Origin of the sequence: Pseudomonas sp. GCM10022186 (assembly GCF_042656385.1) — a bacterium.
Taxonomy (GTDB): Bacteria; Pseudomonadota; Gammaproteobacteria; order Pseudomonadales; family Pseudomonadaceae; genus Metapseudomonas.
Map to the genome: position 1 here is coordinate 34,983 of NZ_JBHSOU010000020.1, position 26,936 is coordinate 61,918.

General features: G+C 65.2%; 19 protein-coding genes. 6 read left to right on the forward strand and 13 right to left on the reverse strand.

All coding sequences use genetic code 11. From position 1 onward, the window contains the following. The 4 genes from ACFPU0_RS10515 to ACFPU0_RS10530 all read right to left on the reverse strand — a co-directional run bounded on the left by ACFPU0_RS10515 (position 1) and on the right by ACFPU0_RS10530 (position 5,289). Positions 1 to 912, reverse strand: coding sequence for an ABC transporter permease subunit (locus ACFPU0_RS10515; protein ID WP_377692902.1), 912 nt, complete (start codon positions 910 to 912; stop codon positions 1 to 3). Positions 913 to 1,061: 149 nt separating this feature from the next. Beyond that, positions 1,062 to 2,183, reverse strand: coding sequence for an ABC transporter substrate-binding protein (locus ACFPU0_RS10520; protein WP_377692903.1), 1,122 nt, complete (start codon positions 2,181 to 2,183; stop codon positions 1,062 to 1,064). A gap of 168 nt (positions 2,184 to 2,351) precedes the next feature. Then, positions 2,352 to 3,638: an NAD(P)/FAD-dependent oxidoreductase gene (locus ACFPU0_RS10525; protein ID WP_377692904.1), complete on the reverse strand. Its 1,287-nt coding sequence runs from the start codon at positions 3,636 to 3,638 to the stop codon at positions 2,352 to 2,354. Between the two features lie 160 nt (positions 3,639 to 3,798). Then, positions 3,799 to 5,289 (reverse strand): aldehyde dehydrogenase family protein, encoded by a 1,491-nt coding sequence (locus tag ACFPU0_RS10530; protein ID WP_377692905.1) that lies wholly within the window; start codon positions 5,287 to 5,289, stop codon positions 3,799 to 3,801. A gap of 145 nt (positions 5,290 to 5,434) precedes the next feature. Here ACFPU0_RS10530 and ACFPU0_RS10535 point away from each other — a divergent pair, with 145 nt between their 5' ends. The 5 genes from ACFPU0_RS10535 (at position 5,435) to ACFPU0_RS10555 (ending at position 14,486) form a co-directional block, all read left to right on the forward strand. Continuing rightward, entirely contained in the window at positions 5,435 to 6,349 is a 915-nt protein-coding gene (locus ACFPU0_RS10535; RefSeq protein ID WP_377692906.1) for a LysR substrate-binding domain-containing protein, read from the forward strand. A 279-nt stretch (positions 6,350 to 6,628) separates the two neighbouring features. Further along, positions 6,629 to 7,879: an aspartate aminotransferase family protein gene (locus ACFPU0_RS10540; RefSeq protein WP_377692907.1), complete on the forward strand. Its 1,251-nt coding sequence runs from the start codon at positions 6,629 to 6,631 to the stop codon at positions 7,877 to 7,879. Between the two features lie 4 nt (positions 7,880 to 7,883). After that, entirely contained in the window at positions 7,884 to 10,925 is a 3,042-nt protein-coding gene (locus ACFPU0_RS10545) for an FAD-binding and (Fe-S)-binding domain-containing protein (RefSeq protein WP_377692909.1), read from the forward strand. A gap of 390 nt (positions 10,926 to 11,315) precedes the next feature. Then, a complete protein-coding gene (locus ACFPU0_RS10550) occupies positions 11,316 to 12,713 on the forward strand; it encodes a VOC family protein (RefSeq protein WP_377692910.1) in 1,398 nt (465 codons plus the stop codon). Positions 12,714 to 12,803: 90 nt separating this feature from the next. After that, on the forward strand, positions 12,804 to 14,486 hold the full coding sequence (locus ACFPU0_RS10555) for a thiamine pyrophosphate-binding protein (protein ID WP_377692911.1): 1,683 nt from the start codon (positions 12,804 to 12,806) through the stop codon (positions 14,484 to 14,486). A gap of 438 nt (positions 14,487 to 14,924) precedes the next feature. On the opposite strand, the gene ACFPU0_RS10560 is transcribed toward ACFPU0_RS10555, so the two are convergent. Next, positions 14,925 to 16,127 carry an NAD(P)/FAD-dependent oxidoreductase gene (locus ACFPU0_RS10560; RefSeq protein ID WP_377692912.1) on the reverse strand — a complete coding sequence of 401 codons (1,203 nt, stop codon included), beginning with the start codon at positions 16,125 to 16,127 and terminating at the stop codon, positions 14,925 to 14,927. Between the two features lie 68 nt (positions 16,128 to 16,195). Between ACFPU0_RS10560 and ACFPU0_RS10565 the strand changes: the two genes are divergently transcribed. Further along, complete coding sequence (locus tag ACFPU0_RS10565; RefSeq protein ID WP_377692913.1) at positions 16,196 to 17,197, forward strand: GlxA family transcriptional regulator; 1,002 nt, start codon at positions 16,196 to 16,198, stop codon at positions 17,195 to 17,197. A 69-nt stretch (positions 17,198 to 17,266) separates the two neighbouring features. Here ACFPU0_RS10565 and ACFPU0_RS10570 read toward each other — a convergent pair whose 3' ends face one another. From ACFPU0_RS10570 to ACFPU0_RS10605, 8 genes are all read right to left on the reverse strand, one after another. Beyond that, complete coding sequence (locus ACFPU0_RS10570) at positions 17,267 to 18,304, reverse strand: GlxA family transcriptional regulator (protein WP_377692914.1); 1,038 nt, start codon at positions 18,302 to 18,304, stop codon at positions 17,267 to 17,269. A gap of 230 nt (positions 18,305 to 18,534) precedes the next feature. Then, complete coding sequence (locus ACFPU0_RS10575) at positions 18,535 to 19,572, reverse strand: GlxA family transcriptional regulator (RefSeq protein WP_377692915.1); 1,038 nt, start codon at positions 19,570 to 19,572, stop codon at positions 18,535 to 18,537. 184 nt (positions 19,573 to 19,756) lie between these two features. Next, a complete protein-coding gene (locus tag ACFPU0_RS10580) occupies positions 19,757 to 21,103 on the reverse strand; it encodes an MmgE/PrpD family protein (protein ID WP_377692916.1) in 1,347 nt (448 codons plus the stop codon). Between the two features lie 72 nt (positions 21,104 to 21,175). Then, positions 21,176 to 22,195 (reverse strand): glycine betaine/L-proline ABC transporter substrate-binding protein ProX, encoded by a 1,020-nt coding sequence (gene proX, locus ACFPU0_RS10585; RefSeq protein WP_377692917.1) that lies wholly within the window; start codon positions 22,193 to 22,195, stop codon positions 21,176 to 21,178. 56 nt (positions 22,196 to 22,251) lie between these two features. Further along, the gene (gene proW / locus ACFPU0_RS10590) at positions 22,252 to 23,205 is read right to left on the reverse strand and encodes a glycine betaine/L-proline ABC transporter permease ProW (RefSeq protein ID WP_377692918.1); all 954 of its coding nucleotides are present in this window, start codon (positions 23,203 to 23,205) and stop codon (positions 22,252 to 22,254) included. Between the two features lie 52 nt (positions 23,206 to 23,257). After that, positions 23,258 to 24,430: a glycine betaine/L-proline ABC transporter ATP-binding protein ProV gene (gene proV, locus ACFPU0_RS10595; RefSeq protein WP_377692919.1), complete on the reverse strand. Its 1,173-nt coding sequence runs from the start codon at positions 24,428 to 24,430 to the stop codon at positions 23,258 to 23,260. 219 nt (positions 24,431 to 24,649) lie between these two features. Continuing rightward, the gene (locus ACFPU0_RS10600; protein ID WP_377692920.1) at positions 24,650 to 25,597 is read right to left on the reverse strand and encodes a DMT family transporter; all 948 of its coding nucleotides are present in this window, start codon (positions 25,595 to 25,597) and stop codon (positions 24,650 to 24,652) included. Between the two features lie 74 nt (positions 25,598 to 25,671). Further along, on the reverse strand, positions 25,672 to 26,883 hold the full coding sequence (locus ACFPU0_RS10605; RefSeq protein WP_377692922.1) for an aromatic ring-hydroxylating oxygenase subunit alpha: 1,212 nt from the start codon (positions 26,881 to 26,883) through the stop codon (positions 25,672 to 25,674). Positions 26,884 to 26,936 lie beyond the last annotated feature (53 nt).

The window sequence follows — 26,936 nt, forward strand, 5'->3', positions numbered from 1 at the left end:
TCACACCTTCGCGACGAACGGACGGCCGAGCAGGCCTTGGGGACGGAAGATCAGGATCAGCACCAGCAGGGAGAAGCTGAAGACGTCCTTGTAGTCGGTGTTGACCATGCCGGAGAACTGCGCCTCGGCGATGCCGAGGATGATGCCGCCGAGCATGGCGCCGGGCAGCGAGCCGATGCCGCCGAGCACCGCGGCGGTGAAGGCCTTGATGCCGATGATGAAGCCGGCGTAGAAGTCGAAGGTGCCGTAGTTCATGGTGATCAGCACGCCGGCCAGGGCGGCCATGGCGGCACCGATGACGAACACGTAGGAGATGACCCGGTCGGTGTCGATGCCGAGGATCGAGGCCATCTTGCGGTCCTGCTGGGTGGCGCGGCACATGCGGCCGAGCCTGGTGCGCTGGATGATGAAGGTCAGCGCCGCCATGCCGAGGAAGGCGGCGACCAGGATGAACACCTTGGTGTAGGTCAGCTGCACGAAGCCTTCGCCCACCTGGAACTTCAGCGCGCCATCGAGCAGCGTGGGAATACCCTGCTGGCGGGCACCCTGGCTCAGTTGCACATAGTTCTGCAGGATCAGCGACATGCCGATGGCGGAGATCAGCGGCGCCAGGCGGGTGGAGTTGCGCAGCGGCTTGTAGGCGATGCGCTCGATCACGAATCCGTACACGCCAGTCACCAGGATGGTGAGCAACAGGGTGCCGAGGATCAGCAGCGGGAAGGATTCCAGGCCGCAGAAGGCCAGGATGGCCAGGGTGATCGCAGCGAGGTAGGCGGAGATCATGTACACCTCGCCGTGGGCGAAGTTGATCATGCCGATGATGCCGTAAACCATGGTGTAGCCGATGGCGATCAAGCCATAGACCGACCCCAGGGTCAGGCCATTGACCAGTTGTTGAAATAGCACGTCCACAAGGGCTCTCCCGAAGCGGGGGATGAGGGAGCCCGCGCCGAAGCCTCGGCGCGGGCCGGGTCAAGGGCTGCCCGGCAGATCGAGTAAGGGCATCACGCGCATCGACTGGCCAACCGCCCCGTCGACGCGGCGTGGTGCCCGCCCTTCTGTCAGAGCTGGCTGTACTTGCCTTGCGCGTCCCAGCGGTACATCACGTACGGCGACACCGTCAGGTCGCCCTTCTCGTCCCATTCCTTGGTGCCCATGACGGTGCTCACCGCGTTGCCCTTCAGCCATTCGCTGGCCTTGGCGCCATCGCTGCCGCCGGTGGCCTGGAAGGCCGCGGCAATGGCCTGCATCGCGGCATAGGAGAACATCGTGAAGCCTTCCGGTTCATAGCCGTTGGCGCGGAAGCGCTCCACCACCGCCTGGCCTTCCGCCTGGCCGCGCGGGTCCGCGACGAAGGTCATGAGAACGCCGTCGGTGTACTGCGGGCCGCCAGCGGTGGTGACCAGTTCGTCGGTGACGATGCCGTCGTCGGAGAGGAACTTGGCGGTCAGGCCCTGCTCGCGCATCTGCCGGACCAGCGGGCCGGCTTCGGGGTGCAGGCCGCCGAAGTAGACGACTTCGGCGCCGGAGGCGCGAATCTTGGTGACCAGGGCGTTGAAGTCCTTCTCGCCACGGGTCAGGCCTTCGTACAGGACTTCCTTCACACCGCGCTTGGCCAGCTGCGCCTTGGTGGCATCGGCCAGGCCCTGACCGTAGGTGTCCTTGTCGTGGATGATGGCGACCTTGGTGGCCTTCAGCTCGTCGACAATGTAGTTACCGGCGATGACGCCCTGCTGGTCATCGCGTCCGCAGATGCGGAACATGCCGGCAAGGCCGCGCTCGGTGACCTGCGGGTTGGTGGAGCCGGGGGTGATGACCAGCAGGCCGGCGTCGTCGTAGATCTCGGAGGCCGGGATGGTGGACGAGGAACAGAAGTGGCCGATGACGGCGGACACCTGGTCGGAATCCACCAGGCGGTTGGCCACGGCCAGGGCCTGCTTCGGCTCGCAGGCGTCGTCGGCCTTGACCAGGACGATCTTCTCGCCATTGATGCCGCCCTTGGCATTGATGTCCTCGGCGGCCTGTACCGCACCGCGCCAGAGCTGGTCGCCATAGGCGGCGTTGGCACCGGTGTGGGGACCGGCGACGCCGACCTTGATATCGGCCTGGGCGGCGACGGCGAGGCCCATCGCGACGCACAGTGCGGTGAGGCGGGCGGGCTGCATGAAGTTGGCTTTGCTCATGGGTTGACCTCTTTGTTGTTGTCCAGTGGTTGTCGATCAGCGCATCGGGAGTGCGCGTCCAAGGCAGCGAAAAGTCGTCCGGGAACGATGCGAGGGTTTTTCCGGGCAAAGCCCTTCCCTCGGGCGGGCAGCCGGGGCTGCCCGCCCTGTTCTTGTGCCGGGTTCAGGTCAGAGGATCACTCTGAGGCACTGGCCCGCGTGATACAGGGAGAAACCCGCCTCGTAGAAGCAGCTGCGCAGAGCGGCCGTGCGCAGGCTCTTCATCGGGGCGAAGGGAATCGGCAGCGCCGCCGGGTCGTCCTTCAGCAGATACTCCGCCAGGGCCTGGCCGATCACGGTGCCGGTGGTGTTGCCACGGCCGTTGTAGCCGGTCACCGCGACCACACCGGGCGCCGGGGCGAACAGGCGCATAAGGTGGTCGGGAGTGAAGTCGATGCAGCCGGTCCAGTGCAGCTCCCACTCCACCTGGCCCAGTTCGGGGAAGTAGTGTTGCTGGATGCGGTCGGCCCAGCTGCGCACGAACCAGTCCGGCTTGTTGCTGGCCTTGCCCAGGCTGCCCAGCAGCAGGCGCCCCTCGGCGTCGCGGCGGATGCTGCTGAGCACGGTGCGGGTGTCCCAGGAGCCCTGCCCATGGGGCAGGACGCAGTCGGCGGCGGCGCCGGCCAGCGGCTGCGAGGCCACCTGGTAGTAGTAACCGCGGAAGTAGTTGCGGCGCACTTCGGTCCACTCGCCTTCGGTGTAGGCGCCGGTGGAGATCACCACCTGCCCCGCCACCACGGCGCCGGCGTCGCTGCGCACCAGCCAGTCGTTGGCCTGGCGCTGCAGGTCCACCACCGGCGAGCGCTGGTAGAGCGCGCCGCCGGCGCGGAGGAAGGCCTGGGCGAGACCCTTGGTGTAGCCCATGGGGTTGATGGTGCCGGCGCGGCGGTCCAGCAGCGCCCCGGCGATCCTGTCGGTGCCGCAGTACTCGGCGCAGGCGGCCCCGGTCAGCAGCTCCACATCGGCGCCACGGCGGCGCCATTGCGCCTCGCGGTCCCGCAGGTCGGCCAGGCCCGCCTCGTTGTGCGCCATGTGCAAGGTGCCCTGGTTCACCGCCTGGCAGTCGATGCCATGGCGGCGGATGGCGGCGAAGACCTCCGCCGGAGCCTGGCCGAGCACTCGATTCAGGCGCGCCCCCTGCTTCTGCCCGAGCGTGGACTCGACATCGTCGGGCTTGATCCAGGTACCGGCGTTGACCAGGCCGACGTTGCGCCCGGAGCCGCCATGCCCCACTTCGTGGGCTTCGAGGATGCACACCGAGCGGCCCTGCTCCTGCAGCTTGAGCGCCGCGGTCAGGCCGGTGATGCCGCCGCCGATGACGCACACATCGAAGCGCGCTTCACCGGACAGCACCCGTGCCGCCACAGGCTGGGGCGTCAGCTTCTCCCAGAGACACTCTTGGCGAAATCCACTCATGAAAACTTCCTCTTCGATCATCCGCGCGGGCTGACGCAACTGCTGGAAGTGCGTGCCAGCCCACGAACCGCGCAGAGCGGTTGTCGTGGCATTCCCTGGAATCCGGCGAACAAAAAAGCCCCATGCCGGGCACGGTCGTCCGGCATGGGGAAGCGCGTGGTCAGTCGAACACTATCCCCTGGGCCAGGGGGAGTTCGCGGGAGTAGTTGACGGTGTTGGTCTGGCGACGCATGTAGGCCTTCCAGGAATCCGAGCCGGACTCGCGGCCGCCACCGGTTTCCTTCTCGCCACCGAAGGCACCGCCGATCTCCGCACCACTGGTGCCGATGTTGACGTTGGCGATGCCGCAATCGCTGCCCGACGCGCTCTGGAAACGCTCCGCCTCGCGCACGTCGGTGGTGAAGATGCAGGACGACAGGCCCTGGGGAACTTCGTTGTTCAGGCGCAGCGCTTCCTCGAAGTCGTCGTAGGCGATGACGTAGAGGATCGGCGCGAAGGTTTCGTGGCGCACCACTTCGGTCTGCCCCGGCATCTCGACGATGGCCGGTGCCACGTAGTAGGCGTTGGGGTACTGGTCCTGCAGCTTGCGCTCGCCGCCGAACACCTGACCGCCCTCGTCACGGGCGCGGGCCAGGGCATCCTGCATGGCGGTAAACGCCTGCTTGTCCATCAGCGGGCCGACCAGGTTGTCCTTGCGCGGATCACCGATGCGCACCTTGCCGTAGGCGGCTTTCACCCGCGCCACCACGTCGTCCTTGATGGAGCGATGCACGATCAGGCGCCGCAGGGTGGTGCAGCGCTGGCCCGCAGTGCCGACGGCGGCGAACAGGATGCCGCGCACGGCCAGGTCCAGGTCGGCGCTGGGGGTGAGGATCATGGCGTTGTTGCCGCCCAGTTCCAGGATGCTGCGGCCAAAACGGGCAGCAACGCGCGGACCGACTTCGCGGCCCATGCGGGTGCTGCCGGTGGCGCTGACCAGCGGCACGCGGGGATCGTCCACCAGCACTTCGCCAGCCTTGCGATCGCCGATCAGCAACTGGCTCAGACCTTCCGGCGCCTCGCCGAACTGCTTCAGGGCCTCTTCGAACAGCGCCTGGCAGGCCAGTGCGGTCAGCGGGGTCTTCTCGGAGGGTTTCCAGATCACCGAGTTGCCGCAGACCAGCGCCAGGCTGGTGTTCCAGGCCCACACGGCCACGGGGAAGTTGAAGGCGCTGATGACGCCCACCACACCCAGCGGGTGCCAGGTTTCACGCATGTGGTGACCGGGGCGCTCGGAGGCGATGGTCAGGCCGTAGAGCTGGCGGGACAGGCCGACGGCGAAGTCGCAGATGTCGATCATTTCCTGCACCTCGCCCAGGCCTTCCTGGGTGATCTTGCCGGCCTCGATGGAGACCAGCTCGCCCAGCGCCGCCTTGTTCTTGCGCAGCACCTCGCCGAACAGGCGGACCAGCTCACCACGACGCGGGGCCGGCACGTCGCGCCAGGCCAGGAAGGCCTTGTGGGCGACGTCGATCTTGCCGCGAACGGCCTCCGGGCCTTCCAGGGTCACTTGCCCGATCCGGCTACCGTCGATGGGGGTGTATACGGCATGGTTGCCCCCCTGGTACGCACTGGCACTGACACCAAGGCTCTTGAGCAGCTCGCCAACCATGTTTTTCTCCTGCATCTGGTGAGTGGTTGAAATCATTGACGGGGGTCAGTATTAATCCGGATCCCCCAGCCCAACAAACGACCTTTAAGCACCACATCATTCCACTCAGGAATGATCACACCCGGATTCCGCCGCCGAGATCGACATGTCCAAACGATTGCTTCCCACCATGGCCGCCCTTCAGTGCTTCGAGTCCGCAGCGCGGCACATGAGCTTCACCCGCGCTGCCGAGGAACTGCACCTGACCCAGAGCGCCGTGAGCAAGCAGGTCGCGCAACTGGAGGAAATGCTCCAGCACCTGCTGTTCCACCGCGTGCGCCGGCGCCTGCAGCTCACTCCGGCGGGCGAGCTGTATCTGGCGGAGGTCAACAAGATCCTGACCCAGGTGGATATCTCGAGCCGCTACATCCTCTCCTATGGCGGCGAAACCGAGGTGCTGCGCGTCGCCACCCAGCCCACCTTCGGTGCTCGCTGGCTGATCCCGAACCTCAAGGGCTTCACCCGGCGCAATCCCAATATCCACCTGGATATCCGCAACGAGCTGGAACCCTTCGACCTGGTGCAGGCCAAGGCGGACGTGGCCTTCTTCTACGGCCAGGGCTCCTGGCCGGGAGCCACCTGCATCGAGTTGTTCGGCGAGGATGTGGTGCCGGTCTGCCTCCCCGAAATTCTTCCCGGCCGCCCCTTTTCCAGCGCCGGCGAACTGGCCGACCTCGTGCTGCTGCAGTGCACCTCGCGCCCCGAGGCCTGGCACGAATGGTTCGAAGAGCAAGGCATCGACACCGAGCACAGCTACCATGGCCCGCGCTTCGACACCTTCTACATGTGCATCAGGGCGGCGCAGTCCGGCTGTGGTGTGGCCCTGGTACCGCGCTTCCTGGTCGAGGACGAACTCGCCGAGGCCAAGCTGGTGATCCCCTGGGAACACCACAAGGTGAGCCAGGGTTCCCACTTCATCGCCTATGCCGAGCAGTCCATCGATATCCCCAAGGTGCGCGCCTTCGTCGACTGGATCCTGGAAAAGGTGGGCCGAGAAAGCCCGTACGAGGCCGCTCAATGAATCTATGGGGGCGAATTCATTCGCCAAGGGCAGCGCAGCTGCCCCCCGCCCCTCGCAAGGCAGACCTGCGGTCTGCCCAGCGATTGAAATCGCCCCCACAGCAGCGCCCACTCGAGCGGACATCCCGAATTCAAGGAATGACCCGATAATTTCTTTTCGCTTGTGACAGGCCTTGGTTCCTCGCTCTGATAAAGGGAAATCCCCCTCGAAGAGGAATGCCGAAATGCCCCTGCGTGCCCGCTGCCCCGCCCCGCTGAACAACCAGGCGGAGGTGCGCCTATGAACCCGTCCACCATCAGCGCCTCGCTGTCGGTCGTTCACCCCATCACCCTGACCCATGGCCAGAACGCCCGTGTGTGGGATACCGAAGGCAACGAGTACATCGACTTCGTCGGCGGCATCGGCGTACTCAACCTGGGGCACTGCAACCCCGCCGTGGTCGCGGCCATCACCGACCAGGCCCAACGCCTCACCCACTCGGCGTTCAACGCCGTGCCCCACCAGGGCTATCGCGAGCTGATGCAGGCCCTGGCGGACTTCATCCCGGTCAGCTACCCGCTGGCGGGCATGCTGACCAACAGCGGCGCCGAAGCGGCGGAGAACGCCCTGAAGATCGTTCGTGCCGCTACCGGCCGCAGCGTGGTGATCGCCTTCGACGGCGGCTTCCACGGCCGCACCCTGGCGACCCTCAACCTCAACGGCAAGGTCGCCCCTTACAAGCAACGGGTGGGCACCCTGCCCGGCCCGGTCTACCACGTCCCCTACCCCAGCCCGGATACCGGTGTGACCGCGGACGAGGCCTTCAGGGCCATCGAGCGCCTGTTCAGCGTCGAGATCGATATCGGCGAAGTGGCCTGCTTCATCTTCGAGCCCGTGCAGGGCGAAGGCGGCTTCCTGGCCATGGACCCGGCCTTTGCCCAGGGCCTGCGCAAATTCTGCGACGCCAACGGCATCTACCTGATCGTCGACGAAATCCAGTCCGGCTTCGGCCGCACCGGGCAGCGCTTCGCCTTCTCCCGCCTGGGCATCGAGCCGGACCTGCTGCTGCTCGGCAAGAGCATCGCCGGGGGCCTGCCCCTGGGGGCGGTGGTGGGCCGCGAGGCGCTGATGAACGCCCTGCCCAAGGGCGGCCTGGGCGGCACCTACTCCGGCAACCCCTTGGCTTGCGCCGCGGCCCTGGCCAGCCTGAAGCAGATGAGCGACGCCAACCTTTCCTCCTGGGGCGAAGCCCAGAGCCAGGCCATCCAGCGCCGCTACGAGAGCTGGCGCCAGCGCGCCATCTCGCCCTGCCTGGGTCGCCTGACCGGCACCGATGCCATGCGCGGCATCGAACTGCTGACCCCGGAGGGCAAGCCCGGCACCCAGCAGTTGGCCGAGCTTATCGAGGCGGCGCGCCGCAAGGGCCTGCTGCTGATGCCCAGCGGCAAGAGCCGTCACGTGGTACGCCTGCTCGCCCCCCTGACCATCGAGCCCGAGCTGTTCGAGCGGGGCCTGGACATTTTCGAAGAATGCCTGGCAGGTATCCGCTGACGCCATGATTGCCCGTATCGCTGCACCGGTAGAGCCCACAAGGCTCTACCGTTCCTTCCTGGAGTCGCTCAAGGCGCGCGGTTTCCAAGGGGAGATTTCCCCTGACTACGGCAACCGCACCGTGCTGGCGACCGACAACTCGATCTATCAGCGCCTGCCACAAGCGGCGCTGTTCCCGCTGCACGCCGAGGATGTCCAGCGCATCGCCGCCCTCGCCGCGGAACGGCAGTTCCGGGAGATTGCCCTCACCCCGCGCGGAGGTGGCACCGGCACCAATGGCCAGTCCCTGACCCACGGGCTGGTGGTCGACCTGTCGCGGCATATGAACCGCATCCTCGAAATCAACGCCGAGGAACGCTGGGTACGGGTGCAGGCGGGCGTAGTGAAGGACCAGCTCAATGCGGCCTTGAAACCCCACGGCCTGTTCTTCGCCCCGGAGCTGTCCACCTCCAACCGCGCCACCATCGGCGGCATGATCAATACCGACGCCAGCGGCCAGGGCAGCTGCACCTACGGCAAGACCCGCGACCATGTCCTGGCCCTGGACAGCATCCTGCTCGGCGGCCAGTGGCTCAAGACCGGCCCCGTTTCGGATCGGGAGCTGGACGGGCTGGTCGCCAGTGCAGGGCGCCTGGGTGAAGTCCACCGGGCCGTGCTGGATGTCCAGCGCGAGCATGCCGACCTGATCGCTGCCGGCTTCCCCAGGCTGAACCGCTGCCTGACCGGCTACGACCTCGCGCACATCCGCGGCGCCGACGGCCGCTTCAACCTCAACAACATTCTCTGCGGGTCCGAAGGCTCCCTCGGTTTCATCGTCGAGGCGAAACTGAACGTCCTGCCCATCCCGAAGCACTCGGTGCTGGTGAACGTGTCCTACGCCAGCTTCATGGAAGCCTTGCGGGACGCCCGGGCACTGATGGCGATGGCACCGCTCTCCATCGAGACGGTGGATTCCAAGGTCCTGGGGCTGGCCATGAAGGACATCGTCTGGCACGACGTGGCCGAGTACTTCCCGGCCGATCCGGCAATCCCCACCCTGGGCATCAACCTGGTGGAGTTCAGCGGGGACGATGCGGCGGCACTGGAGGCGAAGGTGGCCTCCTTCATCGAGCACCTCAAGGGCGACGCCAGCGTCAGGCGGATCGGCCATACCCTCGCCCGCGGATCTGTTGCGGTATCCAAGGTCTATGCCATGCGCAAGCGCGCCGTGGGCCTGCTGGGCAACGTGCAAGGCGAGGTCCGGCCCCAGCCATTCGTGGAAGACACGGCGGTACCGCCGGAAGCGCTGGCGGATTTCATCGCCGAGTTCCGCGCCCTGCTGGACGGTTTCAATCTGCAGTACGGCATGTTCGGCCATGTCGACGCCGGCGTGTTGCACGTGCGCCCCGCCCTCGACATGAAGGACCCGGCCCAGGCGGCCCTGGTGCGCCCCATCAGCGACGGTGTGGCGCGGCTGGCCCACAAGTACGGCGGCCTGCTCTGGGGGGAACACGGCAAGGGGGTGCGCTCGGAATATGCGCCGAAATTCTTCGGTGAACTCTACCCGGCCCTGCAGGCGATCAAGTCCGCCTTCGACCCCTTCAACCAGCTGAACCCGGGCAAGATCGCCACCCCGCTGGGCTCCCGGGACGAGTTGCTGAAGATCGACGAAGTCACGATGCGCGGCGACTTCGATCGCCAGATCGACGAGCGTATCTGGCGCAGCTACGAGTCGGCCGTGCACTGCAATGGCAACGGTGCCTGCTACAGCTACGACCCCTTCGATGCGATGTGCCCGTCCTGGAAGGCCACCCGCGAGCGCACCCAGTCCCCCAAGGGGCGGGCGTCGCTGATCCGCGAGTGGCTGCGCCTGCAGGGACAGTCCGGGGTCGACGTCATTGGGTCCGCCAGCGCCATCCGATCCGCCTCGCCCTTCAGCGGCCTGCTGGGCAAGGTGAGAAACACCCTGGACAAACGCAGGGGCGTCGAGGATTTCTCCCACGAAGTCTTCGAAGCCATGTCCGGCTGCCTGGCATGCAAGTCCTGCGCGGGCCAGTGCCCGGTGAAGGTCAACGTCCCCGAGTTCCGCTCGCGTTTCCTGGAGCTCTACCACAGCCGCTACCTGCGCCCGCTCAAGGACTACCTGATCGGCTCGCTGGAGTTCAGCATTCCCCACTTCGCCAAACTCCCGTCCCTCTACAACGGCCTGATGCGCCTGGGCGTGATCCAGGCGTTCCTGAAGAACCACGCCGGAATGGTCGACAGCCCCCTGCTCAGCCGGATCGACCTGGAGCCGGTGCTGAAGCGCTGGAATGTCGCGGTCGCCAGCCCGGAAAGGCTGCGAGCGCTATCGGCGGAGCAGCGCGAGCGCAGCGTCATCCTCGTGCAGGATGCCTTCACCCGCTACTTCGAAACCCGGCTGCTGGCCGACCTGATCGAGGTCCTTTCGCGCCTGGGCTTCAAGGTCCTGCTCGCGCCCTACCGGCCTAACGGCAAGCCACTGCAGGTGCTGGGCTTCCTCGGCGCCTTCGAAAAGGCGGCACGGAAGAACGCCGCCATGCTCAATGAACTGGGCGGCCATGGTGTGAAGCTGGTCGGACTGGACCCGGCCATGACGCTGGTCTACCGCCAGGAGTACCGCAAACTGCTGGGCCAGGAAGCGCCGGATGTGCTGCTGCCCCAGGAATGGCTGGCACAGGCCCTGGAGGAATCCCCCGTGGCGGCCGCTGGAGACGACTACTACCTGCTCGGCCATTGCACCGAGAAGACCAACGCTCCCGCGGCCACCGCGCTCTGGCCGGAGGTATTCAAACGACTGGGCCTGAATCTCAGGATGCTGCCCGTGGGCTGCTGCGGCATGTCCGGCACCTACGGCCACGAGACGGCCAATCGAGAGACCTCCGAGAAGATCTACGACCTGTCCTGGCGCAAGGTCGTCGAGGAACAGGCCGGCCACCAGCGACTGCTGGCGAACGGTTACTCCTGCCGCAGCCAGGCCGACCGCCTGAGCGGCGTGGAACTCGCCCACCCCATACAGGCCCTCCTGAGGGTGCTGTCCACACGCTGATCGCACAACCACGCCGCTGTTGTTGCCCAAGTCTCCTGGTCATGGCCTGATCCAGGGGCCTTTTTCATTCGAGCTCGAGAAACCATGCCGGTAGGGTGCGCCGTGCGCACCAGTGGTTGGACGTCGCGCGATGGTCGATCCCGCAATCGGTGCGCGCGGCGCACCCTACGATGGGGAATCCATAGCTGCCGGAATCATTCCCGAGGCGGGTCGGCGGCGCTTGCCAGGCCCTGCAACTGAGGGGGAGCACTTCATTCCCCAGGAGAATGAAGTACTGAGAAGATGTCGTTTGTACGGGATGCGGAAGCTCAGCAGAATCCGGGGCATGCCTACCGGGCCGATCGGCCCGGCTTACGGGCTCACATCACGCGTCCAGGAGACTTCTTCATCATGAACAACCAGGGGTTCATCGACCCGTCCGAAATTCGCGCTCAGTTCTCTCGCGCCATGTCCGACATGTACAAGGCCGAAGTCCCGCTCTACGGCGATCTGCTGGACCTGGTGGCGGAAACCAACCGCAAGGTGATGGAAGAATCCCCCGAGGTCGAGGAGCACCTGCGCTGGACCGGAGAGCTCGGCCGCCTGGCCATGGAGCGCCATGGCGCGATCCGCGTCGGCACGGCGGAAGAGCTGTCCACCATTCGCCGCCTGTTCGCGGTCATGGGCATGCAGCCGGTGGGCTACTACGATCTCAGCCCGGCCGGGGTGCCGGTGCATTCCACTGCCTTCCGCGCCGTGCATGAAAGCGCCCTGCAGGTCAGCCCGTTCCGGGTGTTCACCTCGCTGCTGCGCCTGGAACTGATCGACAACCCGGAGCTGCGCAAGCTCGCCAGCTACATCCTGGCCAAGCGCAATATCTTCACCGCGCGGGCGAAGGAACTGATCGGCAAGTTCGAAGCCGAGGGTGGCCTGAACGAAGCCGATGCCGCTGAGTTCGTGAAGGAAGCCCTGGAAACCTTCCGCTGGCACACCGAAGCGACCGTCACCGCCGCCGAGTACGACCAGCTGCATGGGCAGCACCGGCTCATCGCCGATGTAGTGGCCTTCAAGGGCCCCCATATCAATCACCTGACGCCGCGCACGCTGGACATCGACCAGATCCAGGACGGCATGCCCGGGCACGGCATCACCCCCAAGGCGGTGGTGGAGGGGCCACCGCGCCGCAAATGCCCGATCCTGCTGCGCCAGACCAGCTTCAAGGCCCTGCAGGAGAAGGTCGCCTTCGTCGGCCAGGACAGCGCCGAGGGCAGCCATACCGCTCGCTTCGGCGAGATCGAGCAACGTGGCGCAGCCCTGACCCCGAAAGGCCGGGAGCTGTACGACCAGCTGCTGAACGATGCCCGGGCCGAGTTGAAGGAATTCCCCAGCGAACAGAATGCCGGGCGCTACAACCAACTGCTGGACAAGCACTTCCAGGCGTTCCCGGACAACTACGACCAGATGCGCACCCAGGGCCTGGCCTACTTCCGCTACTTCGTCACCGACAAAGGCATGGCGGCGCGCAGCAACGAGGTACGGCCGCGCACCCTTGACGACCTCATCCAGGCCGGCCATGTGCACTATGAGCCCCTGGTGTACGAGGATTTCCTGCCGGTCAGCGCTGCCGGGATCTTCCAGTCCAACCTCGGCGACAACGCCCAGGTGAACTACGTGCTCAGCTCCAACCAAGCCGATTTCCATGCCGCCCTGGGGGCCACGGTGCTCAACGAACTGGAGCTCTATGCCGCGACCCAGCGACGCTCCATCCTCGACTGCTCCGCCACGCTCCATCTGCCGCCGCTCCTCTAGCAGAGGCCGATAAGCGTCTATAAGACATCCTGCGGGATCACGTCGCAGCGGGCCCCGCCACTCGTACCAGCCCAGCACGAGGAATGACCGATGAACCAGCCACTCAAGAGTCGCAGCGGCGGCCAGATCCTGGTCGACGCCCTACGCATCAACGGCGTCGAACGGGCCTTCTGCGTTCCCGGTGAAAGCTACCTGGCCGTCCTCGATGCGCTCCATGACGCGCAGGAGCAGATCGACCTTGTCGTCTGCCGGCAGGAAGGCGGCGCGGCCTACATGGCCGAAGCCTACGGCAAGCTGACGGGCAAGCCCGGCATCTGCTTCGTGACCCGCGGACCAGGCGCCACCAATGCCTCGGCGGGGGTGCACACGGCCTTCCAGGACTCGACGCCGATGATCCTCTTCATCGGCCAGGTCGCCCGCGACCAGCGGGACCGCGAGGCCTTCCAGGAAATCGACTTCCGCGCCATGTTCGCGCCGCTGGCCAAGTGGGTGGTGCAGGTAGACGACACCCGCCGGATTCCGGAACTCCTTAGCCAGGCGTTCCACCGCGCCATGAACGGCCGCCCCGGTCCGGTGGTGGTAGCGCTTCCCGAAGACATGCTGACCGAAAGGGTGAGCGTCGCCGATGCCGGCCCGGCCCGCGCCATCGAGCCCCATGCCAATGCCGCAGACATGCAGGCGCTCCACCACCTGCTGCAGCGTGCCGAACGCCCACTGATGATTCTCGGCGGTGGCGGCTGGACGGCCGGCGCGGTTGCGGATATCCGCCGCTTCGCCGAGCGCCACGACCTGCCGGTGGCCGCGTCCTTCCGCTGCCAGGACCTGTTCGACAACACCCACCCCAACTATGCCGGCGACCTGGGCTTCGCCGCCGGCCCCAAACTGGTCCAGGCGGTGAAGGATGCCGACCTGCTGTTGGTGGTGGGCGCCAGGCTGGGCGAAGTCTCCACCAACGGCTACACGACCGTGGAAATCCCGGTGCCCCGGCAGACGCTGGTACATGTCCACGCGGGAATCGAGGAACTGGGCCGGGTCTACCAGCCCACCCTGGGGATCAACAGCGGCATGGCGACCTTCGCCGCGCTGGCGGCGGACCTGCCCGAAATGGACGGGAACCGCTGCCCGGACTGGCGGGCCGCGCTGAATCGCAACTATCGGGAGAATCTCGTCGCCCAGCCCACTCCCGGGGCGGTGCAGATGGCCGACGTCATCGCCTGGCTGCGCGACCACCTCCCCGCCGATGCGATTCTCACCAATGGCGCGGGCAACTACGCCGTGTGGGTGCAGCGCTTCTACCAGTACCGGCAGTTCCGTACCCAGCTGGGCCCCACCAACGGCTCCATGGGCTACGGCGTACCAGCGGCCGTGGCGGCCAAGCGCACCTATCCGCAGCGCACCGTCGTGGCTTTCGCCGGCGACGGCTGCTTCCTCATGAATGGCCAGGAGATCGCCACCGCAGCGCACTACGGCGCCAACGTCATCTTCATCGTGGTCAACAACGGCATGTACGGCACCATCCGCATGCACCAGGAACGCAACTATCCGGGACGGGTCAGCGGCACCGACCTGAGTAATCCCGACTTCGCCGCCCTGGCTCGCGCCCATGGCCTGCACGGGGAGACGGTGGAACGCACCGAAGACTTCCCCGCAGCCTTCGAACGCTGCAGCGCAGCGGGCGTGCCGTCCCTGATCGAAATCCGCATCGACCCGGACGCCATCACGCCCCGGCAGTCCCTCAGCCAGATCAGAAGCGAAGCGCAAAAGCGGCACTGACGCGCCAGGGGTGCTTTTCCTGCGGGAGCGAATTCATTCGCGATGCAGGCCTGCCCGGGGAACACCGCCGCCGGTTTGCCCTCTCCCCAGCCCTCCCCTCGCCGGTCGCCCCTGAAGGGAGAGGGAGCAGTCCGTGCCGACGGTTGGCTCGTGCTTTCCCTGTGGGGGCGAATTCATTCGCGATGCAGGCCGCAGGCCTGCCCTTGGGATGCACCCTGCCACCGGTTTGCCCTCACCCCAACCCTCCCCTCGCCGGTCGCCCCTGAAGGGAGAGGGAGCAGTCCGGGCCGGCGGTTGGCTCGTGCTTTCCCTGTGGGGGCGAATTCATTCGCGATGCAGGCCGCAGGCCTGCCCGGGGAACACCCTGCCACCCTCACCCCAACCCTCTCCCTGAAGAGAGAGGGAGCAGTGATGGGCTGAGCTCAAGCCGCGGCCTGCTCATGCAACGGGAATTGCCGGATCGGCGGCTGCCAGGGCGACGGCGCGGTCCGCCACGGGGGGATAGATCCACTGGGTGTTGATCTGCCGCTTCAGGTCCTTGGCTTCGTCCCCCACCAGCTTCACCTGGCGGTCCCAGCCCTCGGTGAACACCGCACCCCAGGCGCCGAGATCGAGACAGGTCACGTACTTGGGCTGGCTGTAGACCTTGGGCGCCACGCCAATGAGCTCGGCCGCGGCGTTGTTCCCGGCATGGCGGCCCAGGGCGATGGCGTGCTGGCAGGACATCACCGAGAAATTGCCGACTTCGTCCGTCGCCGCACGAGCGGTGTCGCCCGCGGCATAGATGGCGGCCTGATGGCTGACCTTCAGATACGGATCCACCAGCAGACGCCCCTGGGCATCACGCGGGGAGGCGATCTGCTCGGTCAGGTCACTGGCGCGAAAGCCCACGGTCCAGATCACCGTGTTCGCCTCGATGCGCTGGCCATCGGCCAACTCCACACCCTCGGCGTCGACCGCGGCCACCGAGTTGCCAAGGCTCCATTCGATCCCCAGTTCCCGGGACGCCTCGCTGATGGCTGGACGAATCCCGTCGCCCAGCGCGGCGGCGATCTGCTCGCCCCTGTCGACCACCACCACCCTGATCGCCGTATCATCCCCCAGCACCGCCCGCAAGCGGGCCGGCATCTCCGTTGCCGTTTCGATCCCGGTGAACCCGCCCCCCGCCACCACCACCGTGTTGCGTGCCGCCGAAGCCGGCCGCCGCGCGAGCGATTCCAGGTGACGCTCCAGCTGGACCGCCGTGTCGATCTGGTCCACATCGAAGGCATGCTCGTCCAGCCCCGCCAGCGCAGGCCGCTGCAGGCGGCTGCCCGAGGCCAGCACGAGACGGTCGAAGCCCCGGGAAGCCTCGGCGCCCGACTCATCCCGATACAGGACTCGCTTGCCCTCCGGATCGATCTGCAGCGCCGTGCCCTGGACATAGGTGATCCCCACCGCGGCGAACAGCTCCAGCAGCGGCGCCTTCATGGCGTGCACGCCAGGCTCGTAGAAACGGGGGCGGATATGGAGTTCCGGCTGCGGCGCGAGCAGGGTCACGGCGATATCGGTTCGTCCATGCTGATCGAGCAGGCGCATGGCGCTCAAGGCGCTCCAGACCCCGGCAAAACCACCACCGACAATCAGGATTTCTTGTTTCATCTGGTACTCCTGGCATATGGGCGAATCGTTTGACGGGCCCATGCTAGGAGAGGAGGATTCCGTCATAAATGACGCAAAACCCTGAAATCATGCCAAGTCACCCACGTACCATCCTCTTCGTCGCCTACCCGCGAGTGGGCCTGCTGGACCTCACCGGCGCCCAGACGGTGTTCTGGGCCGCCACCAAGGCCATGCAGGCCCGCAACCAGCCCGGCTACGAACGCCTCACCGCCAGCCTGGATGGCGGCCTGGTCACCACCGCCGAAGGCCTGGCGGTGGATACCCGGCCGCTGGCAGAACTCGACATCGCCAGCATCGACACGCTGATCGTGCCCGGCTCGCCGGACATCGAGCGGGCGGTGGCCGAATCGGCGGAACTGATCGCCTGGATCGCCGATGGCGCGAGCCGGGTCCGCCGCACCGCCTCTGTCTGCAGCGGCACTTTTCTACTCGCCGAAGCCGGGCTGCTGGAAGGCAAGCGCGCAGCGACGCACTGGGCCATGTGCGACATGCTCAGGACGCGCTTTCCCTCCATCGACGTGGACGACGACGCCATCTTCGTCCGGCAGGAGTCGGTCTGGACCTCCGCCGGCGTCAGCGCCGGCATCGACCTCGCCCTGGCCCTGGTGGAAGCCGATTGCGGCCGCGACGTGGCCATGCAGGTGGCGCGGGAGCTGGTGGTGTTCCTGAAACGGCCCGGCGGCCAGGCCCAGTTCAGCGAGCTGCTGCAGGCACAGGCCAAGGACGCCGCCGCCTTCGACGACCTGCACCAGTGGCTAGCCGACAACCTCGACAACCCGGCGCTCAGCGTGGAGGCCCTGGCCGAACGCTGCCACATGAGCCCGCGCAACTTCTCCCGCCTGTACAAACAGAAAACCGGCCGCTCACCGGCCAAGGCCGTGGAAATCTTCCGCCTGGAAGCGGCACGGCGCCTGCTGGAGGAGTCGATCCGCAATATCGACCAGATCGCCCGGCAATGCGGTTTTGGCGACGAAGAACGAATGCGCGCGACCTTCCAGCGACACCTTGCGATTTCCCCCAGGGAATATCGGAAGAGGTTTTCCCGTTGATCGTTCGGCTGGATCACTGCGACGGGCGTAAAGGCGACCCAGAGTCGCCATCGCCGCTCTTACAGCACGTCAGACCCTGAAATGGGTCCGGGTGCGAAACTGGCCCGGGGCGATGTCGAACATTTCGCGGAAGCAGCGATGGAAATGCGGGAGGGTGGCAAAGCCACTCGCTACGGCTATTTCGATCAGGGATTTGTTGGTGTGCTGCAGCAACTGGCGCGCATGGGTGAGGCGCAGCTCGAGGTAGTAGCGCGGAGGCGTTGCCTTCACGTGGCGCCGGAACAAGCGCTCCAGGTGTCGCCGGGAGATGCCCACGTAACGGGCGATCTCACCTATTTCGATGGGATCTTCGATATTGCTGTGCATCAGTTCCAGTGCGAGTTTGAGGGTGCGCGGCAAGGTTGGATCGAAGTCGATGGACACCACAGACACATCGACTATGTCGCGCTTCTTGTCGCAGCTCAGTACATCCTCCACGGCATTGAGCAGCTCCTGGCCGGCACTGGCGCGCACCACCTCCAGCATCATGCCCAGTGAGCTGTTCGCGCCGGCGCAGCTGATCCGCTTGCGGTCGAGCACGTGGGAATGACTGGTCACCGTCACCTTGGGGAAGAGTTCGGACATCATCGCCCGGCCGTCCGGATGAAAGGCGCATTCATGGCCATCCAGCAAACCGGCCTCGGCAAGGAAGTAGGCGCCGTTCCAGAGGCCGCCAAGCACCGCCCCCGCCGCGTCGGCCTGGCGCAGCTTCGACCTCAGCACGGGCTCGCTCTCGAGGCGGACACGGAATCCACCACAGACCACGATGATGTCCTGGCCCTTCTCGTCCAGCCCGGCCAGGGTGCGATCGGTGGAAATGGAAATGCCCAGGTCACTCACCACCAGATTGCTGTCGCCACCGACCACCAGGATTTCGAACAGCGGAGTCGAGCTCATGAGGTTGGCCGTGACCAGGGCATCCACCGCACCGGTGAAGGCCATCATCGAGAAATGCTCGCGCAGGATGAAGGACACGCGGCGTACCGGAGTGGTCAACCCTGCGCGGCTGGCCTTGTCCAGGTGGGCCAGGTTCTTGCTCTTCAACACGCTCTCGAAGGACGTTCTCATGTCTCGGCTCACGGGCATTCAGGGTACGTATCGACAATCCCCCTGCTGATACTCGGCTGCCGGTCCGAAGGCCAGTACCGGCGCAATCAGCTTCTCACAGTTGGGAGTGCCCGACAGTGCCACAATCGCCGCTTGCTTTTCCCGCCGCGACGCCGCGCCCGGACCGACCCTGACCGGCAAGTTGAACTTTTCCCGTAGTTCCGCGCGGCTCAGCGGCGTTGGAGTCTTCTTCAAACCTTGAAATGGGTACGTGCGCGGAACTGGCCCGGGGCGATGTCGAACTTTTCGCGAAAGCAGCGACTGAAATGCGGAAGAGTGGCAAATCCGCTGGCTACGGCTATCTCGGTCAGGGACTTGTTGGTGTGCTGCAGGAGCTGACGCGCGTGGGTGAGTCGCAGCTCCATGTAGTAGCGCGGCGGTGTCGCCTTGACGTATCGCCGGAACAGGCGTTCCAGGTGTCGCCGGGAAATGCGCGCATATCGCGCGATCTCGACGATATCTATCGGGTCCTCGATATTGCTGTGCATCAGCTCCAGGGCGAGCTTGAGGGTGCGCGGCAAGGTTGGATCGAAGTCGATCGACACAACTGAAACATCAAGGGTTTCCCGCATCTTGTCGCACCCCAGGACCTCCTCCACCGCATCCAGCAGCTCCTGGCCAGCACTGTGCCCCACCACTTCCAGCATCATGCCCAGCGAGCTGTTCGCACCCGCGCAGCTCATTCGCTTGCGATCGAGCACGTGGGAATGGGTGGTCACACTCACCTTGGGAAAGACCTCGGACATCATCGCCCGCCCGTCCGGATGAAACGCGCATTCATGGCCATCCAGCAGCCCGGCCTCGGCAAGGAAGTAAGCACCGTTCCAGAGCCCGCCGAGCACCGCACCAGCCGCGTCGGCGTGACGCAGCTTCGCCCTCAGCAAGGGGTCACTCTCGAGACGGACGCGGAAACCGCCACAGACCACGAGGATGTCCTGGTGCTTCTCGTCCAGCTCGGCCAGGGAGCAATCGGTCGAGATAGCGATGCCCAGGTCGCTCACGACCAGATTGCTTTGCGCACCGACGACCAGCACCTCGAACACCGGAGTCGAACTCATGAGGTTGGCCGTGACCAGTGCATCCACCGCGCCGGTAAAGGCCATCATCGAGAAGTGCTCGCGCAGGATGAAGGACACGCGACGTACCGGCGTCGTCAGTCCTGCGCGGCCGGCCTTGTCCAGATGCGCCAGATTCTTGCTCTTCAATACACTCTCGAATGACGTTCTCATCTCTCGACTCACCGCTGTTCAGGAGTAGACATCCACGTTCGTAGAACCTGGACTTGCGCTAGCCCCCTGGAAAGGGGCGAATCCTCCCCCTGCACAAGACCGCCCCCTTTCGCCTGGCCTGGACCCTAGGGTGCGCTGCGCGCACCGATTCCGGGATCGGCTATCGACAGCCCGCAAACTTTCTTCAAGCCGCGCCCGCTTGCCCGAACAACAAGGCGAACAGCTTCTCGCAGCTGGGACTGCCCGGCAGTGCCGCAATCGCCTGTTCGATTTCGCGCCGCTGCTCCTCGCCCAGGCTGATGCCGGCCAGCAGGTCGAACTTGGCGAGGAATTCGGCGCGGCTCATGGCCGTGTCCGGGTCGCCCTTGGCGGCGGTGATCGGACTTGTCAGCAGCTGGCCATCCTTGAGCCAGACCAGGACCCGCGAAAGGATTTCGTTGGGGAAGCGCGCGGAGAGCTCATCGCTCTCGACGATTTCGATCCGCTGGCTCACCGCGAGGATATCGGGGGCGTGGATCGCCTCCCCCGTCACCTCCAGCGGACCGACCTGGCCGCGCACCACCAGGGCCGCCAACGGGAAGGCCAGGGCGTACTGGGCCTCGTCGGCGTTCGCCGGAGTATGCCCCTGCAGGCGCATGGACTCATGGAAGGTCTGCACCTGGATCTGCTCGATATTCTCGCCACGGATCTGCGGATGCTCGGCCATGAGGGCAGTCATCGCCGTGAGGGCGGGCTGGGCCCAGCGGCAGACCGGCCAGGGCTTGAAGTACTGGGCGTCGATTTCCCAGCGCTCGCCGAGATCCTGCCAGTGGGCGGCCACCGCCTCGTCTTCCACCGTCTCGGCTGGCGCCCCGGTGACACCGGCCTCGGCCAGCAACAGGGCATTGAGGCCGGCGTAGGCCCCGGCGCCATGGGCGTCACGCAGCATCGAGGGATGATCGACGAGTCTCATCATCGGGCAGCGCGGGCCAAAGTATTCGGCGATGCCCAGGGCATGACGGAAGCGCTGCTCGTCCAGGCCCAGCAGCCGAGCGCCGCCACACACCACGCCGACGCCGGAAAAAGCCCCGGAGGCATGGTATTCGGGGGCGGTGGCCATCAGCGCGGCGCCGGCCCGCAGCGCCGTCTCGTAGCCGATGCAGAGGGCGCTGAGCAGTTCCTCGCCGCTGATGGTCCTGCCCTGCTCGCGGCAGGCATCGACCAGCGCCAGCAACGCCGGCACCACAGTCGCTCCAGCGTGCCCCTTGGAGGTGAAATGCCCTTCATGGGCATCCAGGCTGTCGACGCTGAAGCCCCCCGCCCAGGCGGCCCCAAGCGGGTGTACCGGGCGGCCGTCGAACAGCAGGCGGCTGGCCAGTTTTCCAGCCGGGTAATGGCTCAGCGCGTAATGCTTGAGTGCCTGGCTGGTGTGGTTGTCACGGGCACCGGCGGCAACACCGAGAATATCCAGCAAGCAGGTCTGCAACAGCTCGCGGGTATGGGACGGTGCGTCGCGGAAACGGAAATCGCGGACGAACGAATAGAGCGACATGCGGGGCTCCACAGACGAAGTTGGGCAAGGGGAGGAAGGTAGAGGTACCCGCATGGCGGGCACCTGGGACGCTTACTGGTTGGCGGCAGCTCGCGATTCCTGCAGCCAGGCGTCGAACTGCTGGCGATGCGCGGCGACCCACTCCTTGGCATGACGCTGGATGTCGGCGGGCTTCTTCTCGCCCTGCTGCATCTTCAGGTTCTGTGCACTCTCGTCGTCGGTGCTGATCTGCACCAGCGAGAGAAACTTCACAGCCGCCGGGTTCTCCTCGGCGAAGTCCTTGTTCAGCACAGCCACGACCTTGTCCACGGCAAACCCGAGGTTCTTGCCCTTGTACATGGTGTCCACCTCGTTGTTGCCGTCCGGCAGGTCGGTCTTCGGCACTTCCAGCCAGACCACGTCCGTGTTCTCGACCAGCACGCTGGCGATCCACTGCGGCACCCAGGTGAAGTACAGGATCGGCTTGCCTTCCTTGTAGCGGGTGATGGTGTCGGCCATCAGGGCGAAGTACGAACCCTGGTTGACGTGCACGCTCTTGTCCAGGTCATACGCCTTCATGTGGTGGGAGATGACCAACTCGCAACCCCAACCCGGGTTGCAGCCCGTCAGATCGGCCTTGCCGTCGCCGTCGGTGTCGAACAGCTTGGCGATCTCCGGCTTTTTCAGGTCGGTGATGTACTTGATGTTGTATTGGTCCGCGGTTTTCTTGTCGATCAGGTAGCCCTGGCTGACACCCGGCAGGATGTCGCCGGTCTTGACCATCACCTCGTCACCGCCGGCCTGCTGGTAGAACTTGTCGTGCAGTTTTTCCCACAGGTGCACGGTGAAGTCGGCATCGCCATTGGCCAGGGCCACCATCATCACGCCGTACTCGGTCTCCTTCGGCTCCTCGACGTCGTAGCCCAGTTCACGCAGGCCTTCCATCGCCACCTCGCCGCGGAAGCGCTCTTCGGCGATGGAGGGGAAGATCGGCGTGACCTCGACGCCCTCGCCGGGCTTGTCGGCCGAAGCGCTGGCACTCAGGGCGGCGACCGTCAGGGACAGGGCGGTGGCGCATTGCAGGAGGCTGCGGGAGAACTTGGATCGATGCATCGTTTCGTACCTTTATTGTGGCTTCTTGTCGGGTTCGGCAGATCGAATCAGTCGGCTCAGGCGGTCTTGCGCCGCCCGGAGGGTTGCCCGGCACCGCACAGACGCAGCAGCGCGCCAACGGGGCCGGTGTGGTACCAGCGCAGGCTGGGGTCGGCGCTGGTGCGCGCCCCCATGGCCTGGGTAAGGCGGTCGAGGAAGATGGCCAGCAACACCAGCCCTACCCCGCCGACGGTGGCCAGGCCCATGTCCAGGCGACCGATGCCGCGCAGGACCATCTGCCCAAGGCCGCCAACCGAGATCATCGAGGCGATCACCACCATCGACAGTGACAGCATCAGGGTCTGGTTCATGCCGGCCATGATGGTCGAGGTGGCCAGCGGCAATTGCACGCGGGTCAGCATCTGCCGTGGGGTGCAGCCAAAGGCGCGGGCGGCCTCGATCTTGTCTTCGGGCACCTGGCGGATGCCCAGGTTGGTCAGGCGCACCAGCGGCGGCAAGGCGAACACGATGGTCACCAGCACGCCTGGCACGTCGCCGATGCCGAACAGCATCACCACGGGCACCAGGTAGACGAATGCCGGCAGGGTCTGCATGGCGTCGAGTACAGGTCGCACCACGCGCTCCAGGTGGTCGCTACGGGCGCAGAGAATACCCAGCGGGATGCCGATCACGGCGCAGAAGAACACCGAGGTCAGCACCAGCGCCAGGGTGGTCATGGACTCCGACCATACGCCGATCAGGCCGAGCAGGGTCAGGGTGACGAAGCAAAGCAGTGCCATGCGCTTGCCGGCCAGCTGCCAGCCAAGCAAGGAGGACAGGATGATGCCGATGGTCGGCGGGATGCTCTGCAAGACGTACTCGATGCCATTGAGCACCTGGTCGATGGGCCAGCGGATGGCACGGAATACATCGCGGAAATTGTGCACCAGGAAATTCAGGGTGGTTTCCACCCAGTCACCCAATGGGATGTTCGCGGTTTGGAAAGGATCGAGAAGACTGAACTCTGACATGCTGGCTACCTACTCTCCGAAGTTGCGGCTGTTGCGTGATCGAGGGATGCGCTCAGTGGCGGCTCAAGGTTTGCAACAGCAGATTCTTGGAAATGGTGCCCTTCAGAGCACCGCTGTGATCCAGGACCGGCACGGGATATGGGAGTGCCGCGACGATATCCAGCACGTCATGCAGGGGAGTGTCGGTGTAGACGGGGTGCTGCTTGTGCAGGCTGAACTGTGCCTCCGACTGCCCGGCCGCCACGCTGCCGGACTCGTCCGCGCCCACCACGGCCAGCAACTGGTCACGCTCGTCGATCAGGTAGCCGTAGGGCACCCCGGCCTGGAAGCGCGGGGCCTTGCCGTTCACCCGGCAGACCGTCGCCGGGTCGAGCTGGGCTACATCGCCGGCCTTGAGTACCCGGGAGCTGTCGAAGCCTTTGAAGAAGGTCTCGACATATTCGTTGGCGGGCTGGTTCAGCAGCTCCTGTGGCGTACCGATCTGCACCACCCGGCCGCCTTCCATGATCGCGATGCGATGGCCGATGCGGATCGCTTCTTCGATGTCGTGGGAGATGAAGATGATGGTGCGCTGCTGCTCGGCCTGGAGGCGCATCAGCTCGCCCTGCATCTCGCTGCGGATCAGCGGATCGAGGGCGGAGAAGGCTTCGTCCATGAGCAGGATGGTCGGGTCGTTGGCCAGCGCCCGGGCCAGGCCGACGCGCTGCTGCATCCCGCCGGACAGCTGGTGCGGGTAGCTGTATTCATGCCCGGCCAGCCCCACCTGGCGCAGAGCCTCGATTGCCCGGGCGTTGCGTTCGCCCTCACCGACCCCGGAGATCTCCAGGCCGAAGGCGGTATTTTCCAGGACACTCATGTGCGGCATCAGCGCGAAGGACTGGAAGACCATGCCCATTTCCTTGCGGCGGACATCGAGCAGTTCCTTGTCGGCCAGGCCGGTGATCTCGCGCCCGTTCAGGTGAATGCTGCCGGACGTGGGCTCGATCAGGCGATTGAACAGCCGCACCATGGTCGACTTGCCCGAGCCGGACAGCCCCATGATCACGAAGATTTCACCGCGTTTGACCGAAAAGCTGGCGTCGAACACCCCGACGACATGACCGGTCTTGCGGAAGATTTCGTTCTTGTCGGCACCCTTGCGCAACATCTCCATGGCAACTTCCGGATGAGGCCCGAAAACCTTGAAGATGTTCTTTACCGAAAGAATCTCATCGGCCTGGCTCATACAACCCTCATTCTTATGCTTATAACCAATAAGTAACTTCGCACTGTCACGAATTCAGCATGACAAGAGCGGCGGACAAATGGCCGGTTATCCGGCGTGCAGAAATTCCTGCTCCATAAATGCGGACATCGATTTGGGATGCCGCGTTGCAAGTCCAAATTAGAATTTGTCTATCGCAACGTCCAACGACATTTGTTCCCCCTTAACCATAACTTCATGTTATCGATCACCCGCGGCGCCGCCTTGCAGCGAAGCGATTTCCGGCTCCACCGGCCCCTGACGCGCCAGGAAAACCGCCGCGAGCAGCACCATCACTCCGCCAGCGAACATGGACGCTGTGACTTGCTCGCCCATGAGCAAGACCGCAATGGTCACGGCCACCACCGGCTCCACGGTCGACAGGGTCGCGGCCGCCGACGGACCTATGCGCGGAGAGCCGGCCAGGAATGCCGCCACCGGCACCAGGGTGGCGAACAGTGCCAGCCCCAGGGTCGCTCCCCATGCGAAGGGGGTCGAAGGCAAGGCAGCGCCTTGCACGAGGGCTGCCACGGCAAAGGTCAGTGCGCAGCCCAGAAGCAGCATGGCGGCCGATGCCAGCGGGTTCTCATGGACGATCCGATGAGTGCCGTAGATGATCGACGCCCCGTAGCACACCGCGGCGAACAGCGCCCATAGCGCCCCCATCGAGGCGCCAGACAGGCTGAGCCCCGTGGCCATCGTTACCCCACCCAGGGCCAATGCCAGGCTGGCCAGCTTGAGCGCACTGGTCCGCTCCCCCAGCCAGGTTATGGATACCGCCGTGACAAAGGCCGGAAAGCTGTACACCAGGATGATCGCCAGGCTCACCGATGTGGATCGGGCAGCGCTGTAGTAGCCCAACGCCGCGAGCCCATAGCCGAATCCGAGCAGCAGGTTCTGTCGCGCCAGCGGGCCCACGGGAAGAGGAATTCCCCGCCAGCGCAGGAACACCAGCAACACGCCGGCGGCAATCGAAAAGCGCGCCAGAAGGAGGCCCACCGGGTCGGCACCGCCAGCGTAGGCATACTGGGCGAACAGAGGCTGCAGGCCGTAACAGAACGCAGCCAGCAGCACGAGAAAGAAGCCCTTGGCATGACCATTCCGGCGCGAAAGGGTATTCATGGGTTGCATCACCAGGTTGTTGGCCACAGGGCCTTCCAGACGAAAAAAGGCCCCGTGTCACCAGGTGGGTGAAACGGGGCCAAGTCGAAGTTGTACGAGGTTCAGTCGGCCAGCCGGCTGGTCATGGTCGCGCAGTACCAATCCACGAACTGACAGACGCCGTTCTCCGCAATCGATGAGTAAGGCCCGGGCTCATAGGCGGGAGAACTCACGCCCGCCTGGGCCCCCTCGACCAGGCGACGATCCTGGTCGTTGGTGGCGATCCAGACCCGGGTCAGGCGATCGAGGTCATAGTCCAGGCCTTCCTGCGCATCCTTCGGCACCAGCCACTTGGTCGTCACCAGGGTTTCATTGGGGCCTTGCGGCAACACACGGAAACTCAGGGCGTGGTCGCCGAGGAAGTGATTCCAGGTGGAGGGATAGTTGAAGTACAGCAGCGCGCCGATATTGCTCTCGCCGCTGCGATCGAGACGCCCGGCCACCGCGGGCTTGCCGTCCATGGTGTAGCTCACGGCGCCGGCCGAAAGCGGAATGCGCGTCATGCGGTACTGCCCGCCTTCGTCCATCACCAGGCGGCTGGGCAGGCCGGCCGCCTCACAACGGTTCCAGTGCGCCACCAGCTCGGGGTCATCCTCGCCACCCACACCTGCTACCGATAGGTTCTCGACGTAGGAATTGAGCAACTCCGGGTGGGTGCCGTCGCAGTGGTAGCACTCGCGGTTGTTCTCGAAGACCAGCTTCCAGTTACCCCGCTCGATCAGGTTGGACTCGAACGCCACCTTGCAATCGTCCAGGTTGTGCGGAGCGATGAAAGGAGACACGGCCTTGCGGAATTTCTCGAAATCCGGCGCCTTGTCGGCCACGCAAACGTAGATGTAGCTGTTCACCACTTCGCAATGAGCCGGCTTGAGGCCGTAGTCGGCAACGTTGAAATCAGGCCCCATGTTGCCCGCGAACAGCAGTTTGCCATCCAGGTCGAACACCCATTTGTGGTAGGGGCAAACCAACTTGGCAACTTTGCCGCTGTTCTCGGTGCAAACCTTGGAACCCCGATGCCGGCAGGCATTGTGAAACGCGCGCACCTGGCCATCGCCGCCACGGACTACGGCAATCGGATAGTCGCCAATCTGCAGGGTCAGGTACTGGCCGGGCTTCTCCAGTTCGAAGGTATGCCCGGCGAAGATCCATTCCTTGTGCCAGATCTGTTCAAGGTCCTGGCGGTACACCTCGGGGTCACTGTAAACGGCGCGAGGAAGGGCATGACGCTCTTTGCGTTGGCGGATCAGGGCTAGTACAGCAGTGTTCTTATCCATTGTTATATGCACTCCAAAACAGGCACGGGAATTGTCGGTGCTTGCCTGGATCG

Coding starts and splice junctions, on each gene's coding strand:
- ACFPU0_RS10555 (WP_377692911.1), top strand. CDS start 12,804: ATGAACCAGCCACTCAAGAGTCGCAGCGGCGGCCAGATCCTGGTCGAC.
- proV (WP_377692919.1), bottom strand. CDS start 24,430: ATGAGCCAGGCCGATGAGATTCTTTCGGTAAAGAACATCTTCAAGGTT.
- ACFPU0_RS10520 (WP_377692903.1), bottom strand. CDS start 2,183: ATGAGCAAAGCCAACTTCATGCAGCCCGCCCGCCTCACCGCACTGTGC.
- ACFPU0_RS10540 (WP_377692907.1), top strand. CDS start 6,629: ATGAACCCGTCCACCATCAGCGCCTCGCTGTCGGTCGTTCACCCCATC.
- ACFPU0_RS10560 (WP_377692912.1), bottom strand. CDS start 16,127: ATGAAACAAGAAATCCTGATTGTCGGTGGTGGTTTTGCCGGGGTCTGG.
- ACFPU0_RS10535 (WP_377692906.1), top strand. CDS start 5,435: ATGTCCAAACGATTGCTTCCCACCATGGCCGCCCTTCAGTGCTTCGAG.
- proW (WP_377692918.1), bottom strand. CDS start 23,205: ATGTCAGAGTTCAGTCTTCTCGATCCTTTCCAAACCGCGAACATCCCA.
- ACFPU0_RS10530 (WP_377692905.1), bottom strand. CDS start 5,289: ATGGTTGGCGAGCTGCTCAAGAGCCTTGGTGTCAGTGCCAGTGCGTAC.
- ACFPU0_RS10570 (WP_377692914.1), bottom strand. CDS start 18,304: ATGAGAACGTCCTTCGAGAGCGTGTTGAAGAGCAAGAACCTGGCCCAC.
- ACFPU0_RS10525 (WP_377692904.1), bottom strand. CDS start 3,638: ATGAGTGGATTTCGCCAAGAGTGTCTCTGGGAGAAGCTGACGCCCCAG.
- ACFPU0_RS10575 (WP_377692915.1), bottom strand. CDS start 19,572: ATGAGAACGTCATTCGAGAGTGTATTGAAGAGCAAGAATCTGGCGCAT.
- ACFPU0_RS10605 (WP_377692922.1), bottom strand. CDS start 26,883: ATGGATAAGAACACTGCTGTACTAGCCCTGATCCGCCAACGCAAAGAG.
- ACFPU0_RS10580 (WP_377692916.1), bottom strand. CDS start 21,103: ATGTCGCTCTATTCGTTCGTCCGCGATTTCCGTTTCCGCGACGCACCG.
- ACFPU0_RS10565 (WP_377692913.1), top strand. CDS start 16,196: ATGACGCAAAACCCTGAAATCATGCCAAGTCACCCACGTACCATCCTC.
- proX (WP_377692917.1), bottom strand. CDS start 22,195: ATGCATCGATCCAAGTTCTCCCGCAGCCTCCTGCAATGCGCCACCGCC.
- ACFPU0_RS10545 (WP_377692909.1), top strand. CDS start 7,884: ATGATTGCCCGTATCGCTGCACCGGTAGAGCCCACAAGGCTCTACCGT.
- ACFPU0_RS10550 (WP_377692910.1), top strand. CDS start 11,316: ATGAACAACCAGGGGTTCATCGACCCGTCCGAAATTCGCGCTCAGTTC.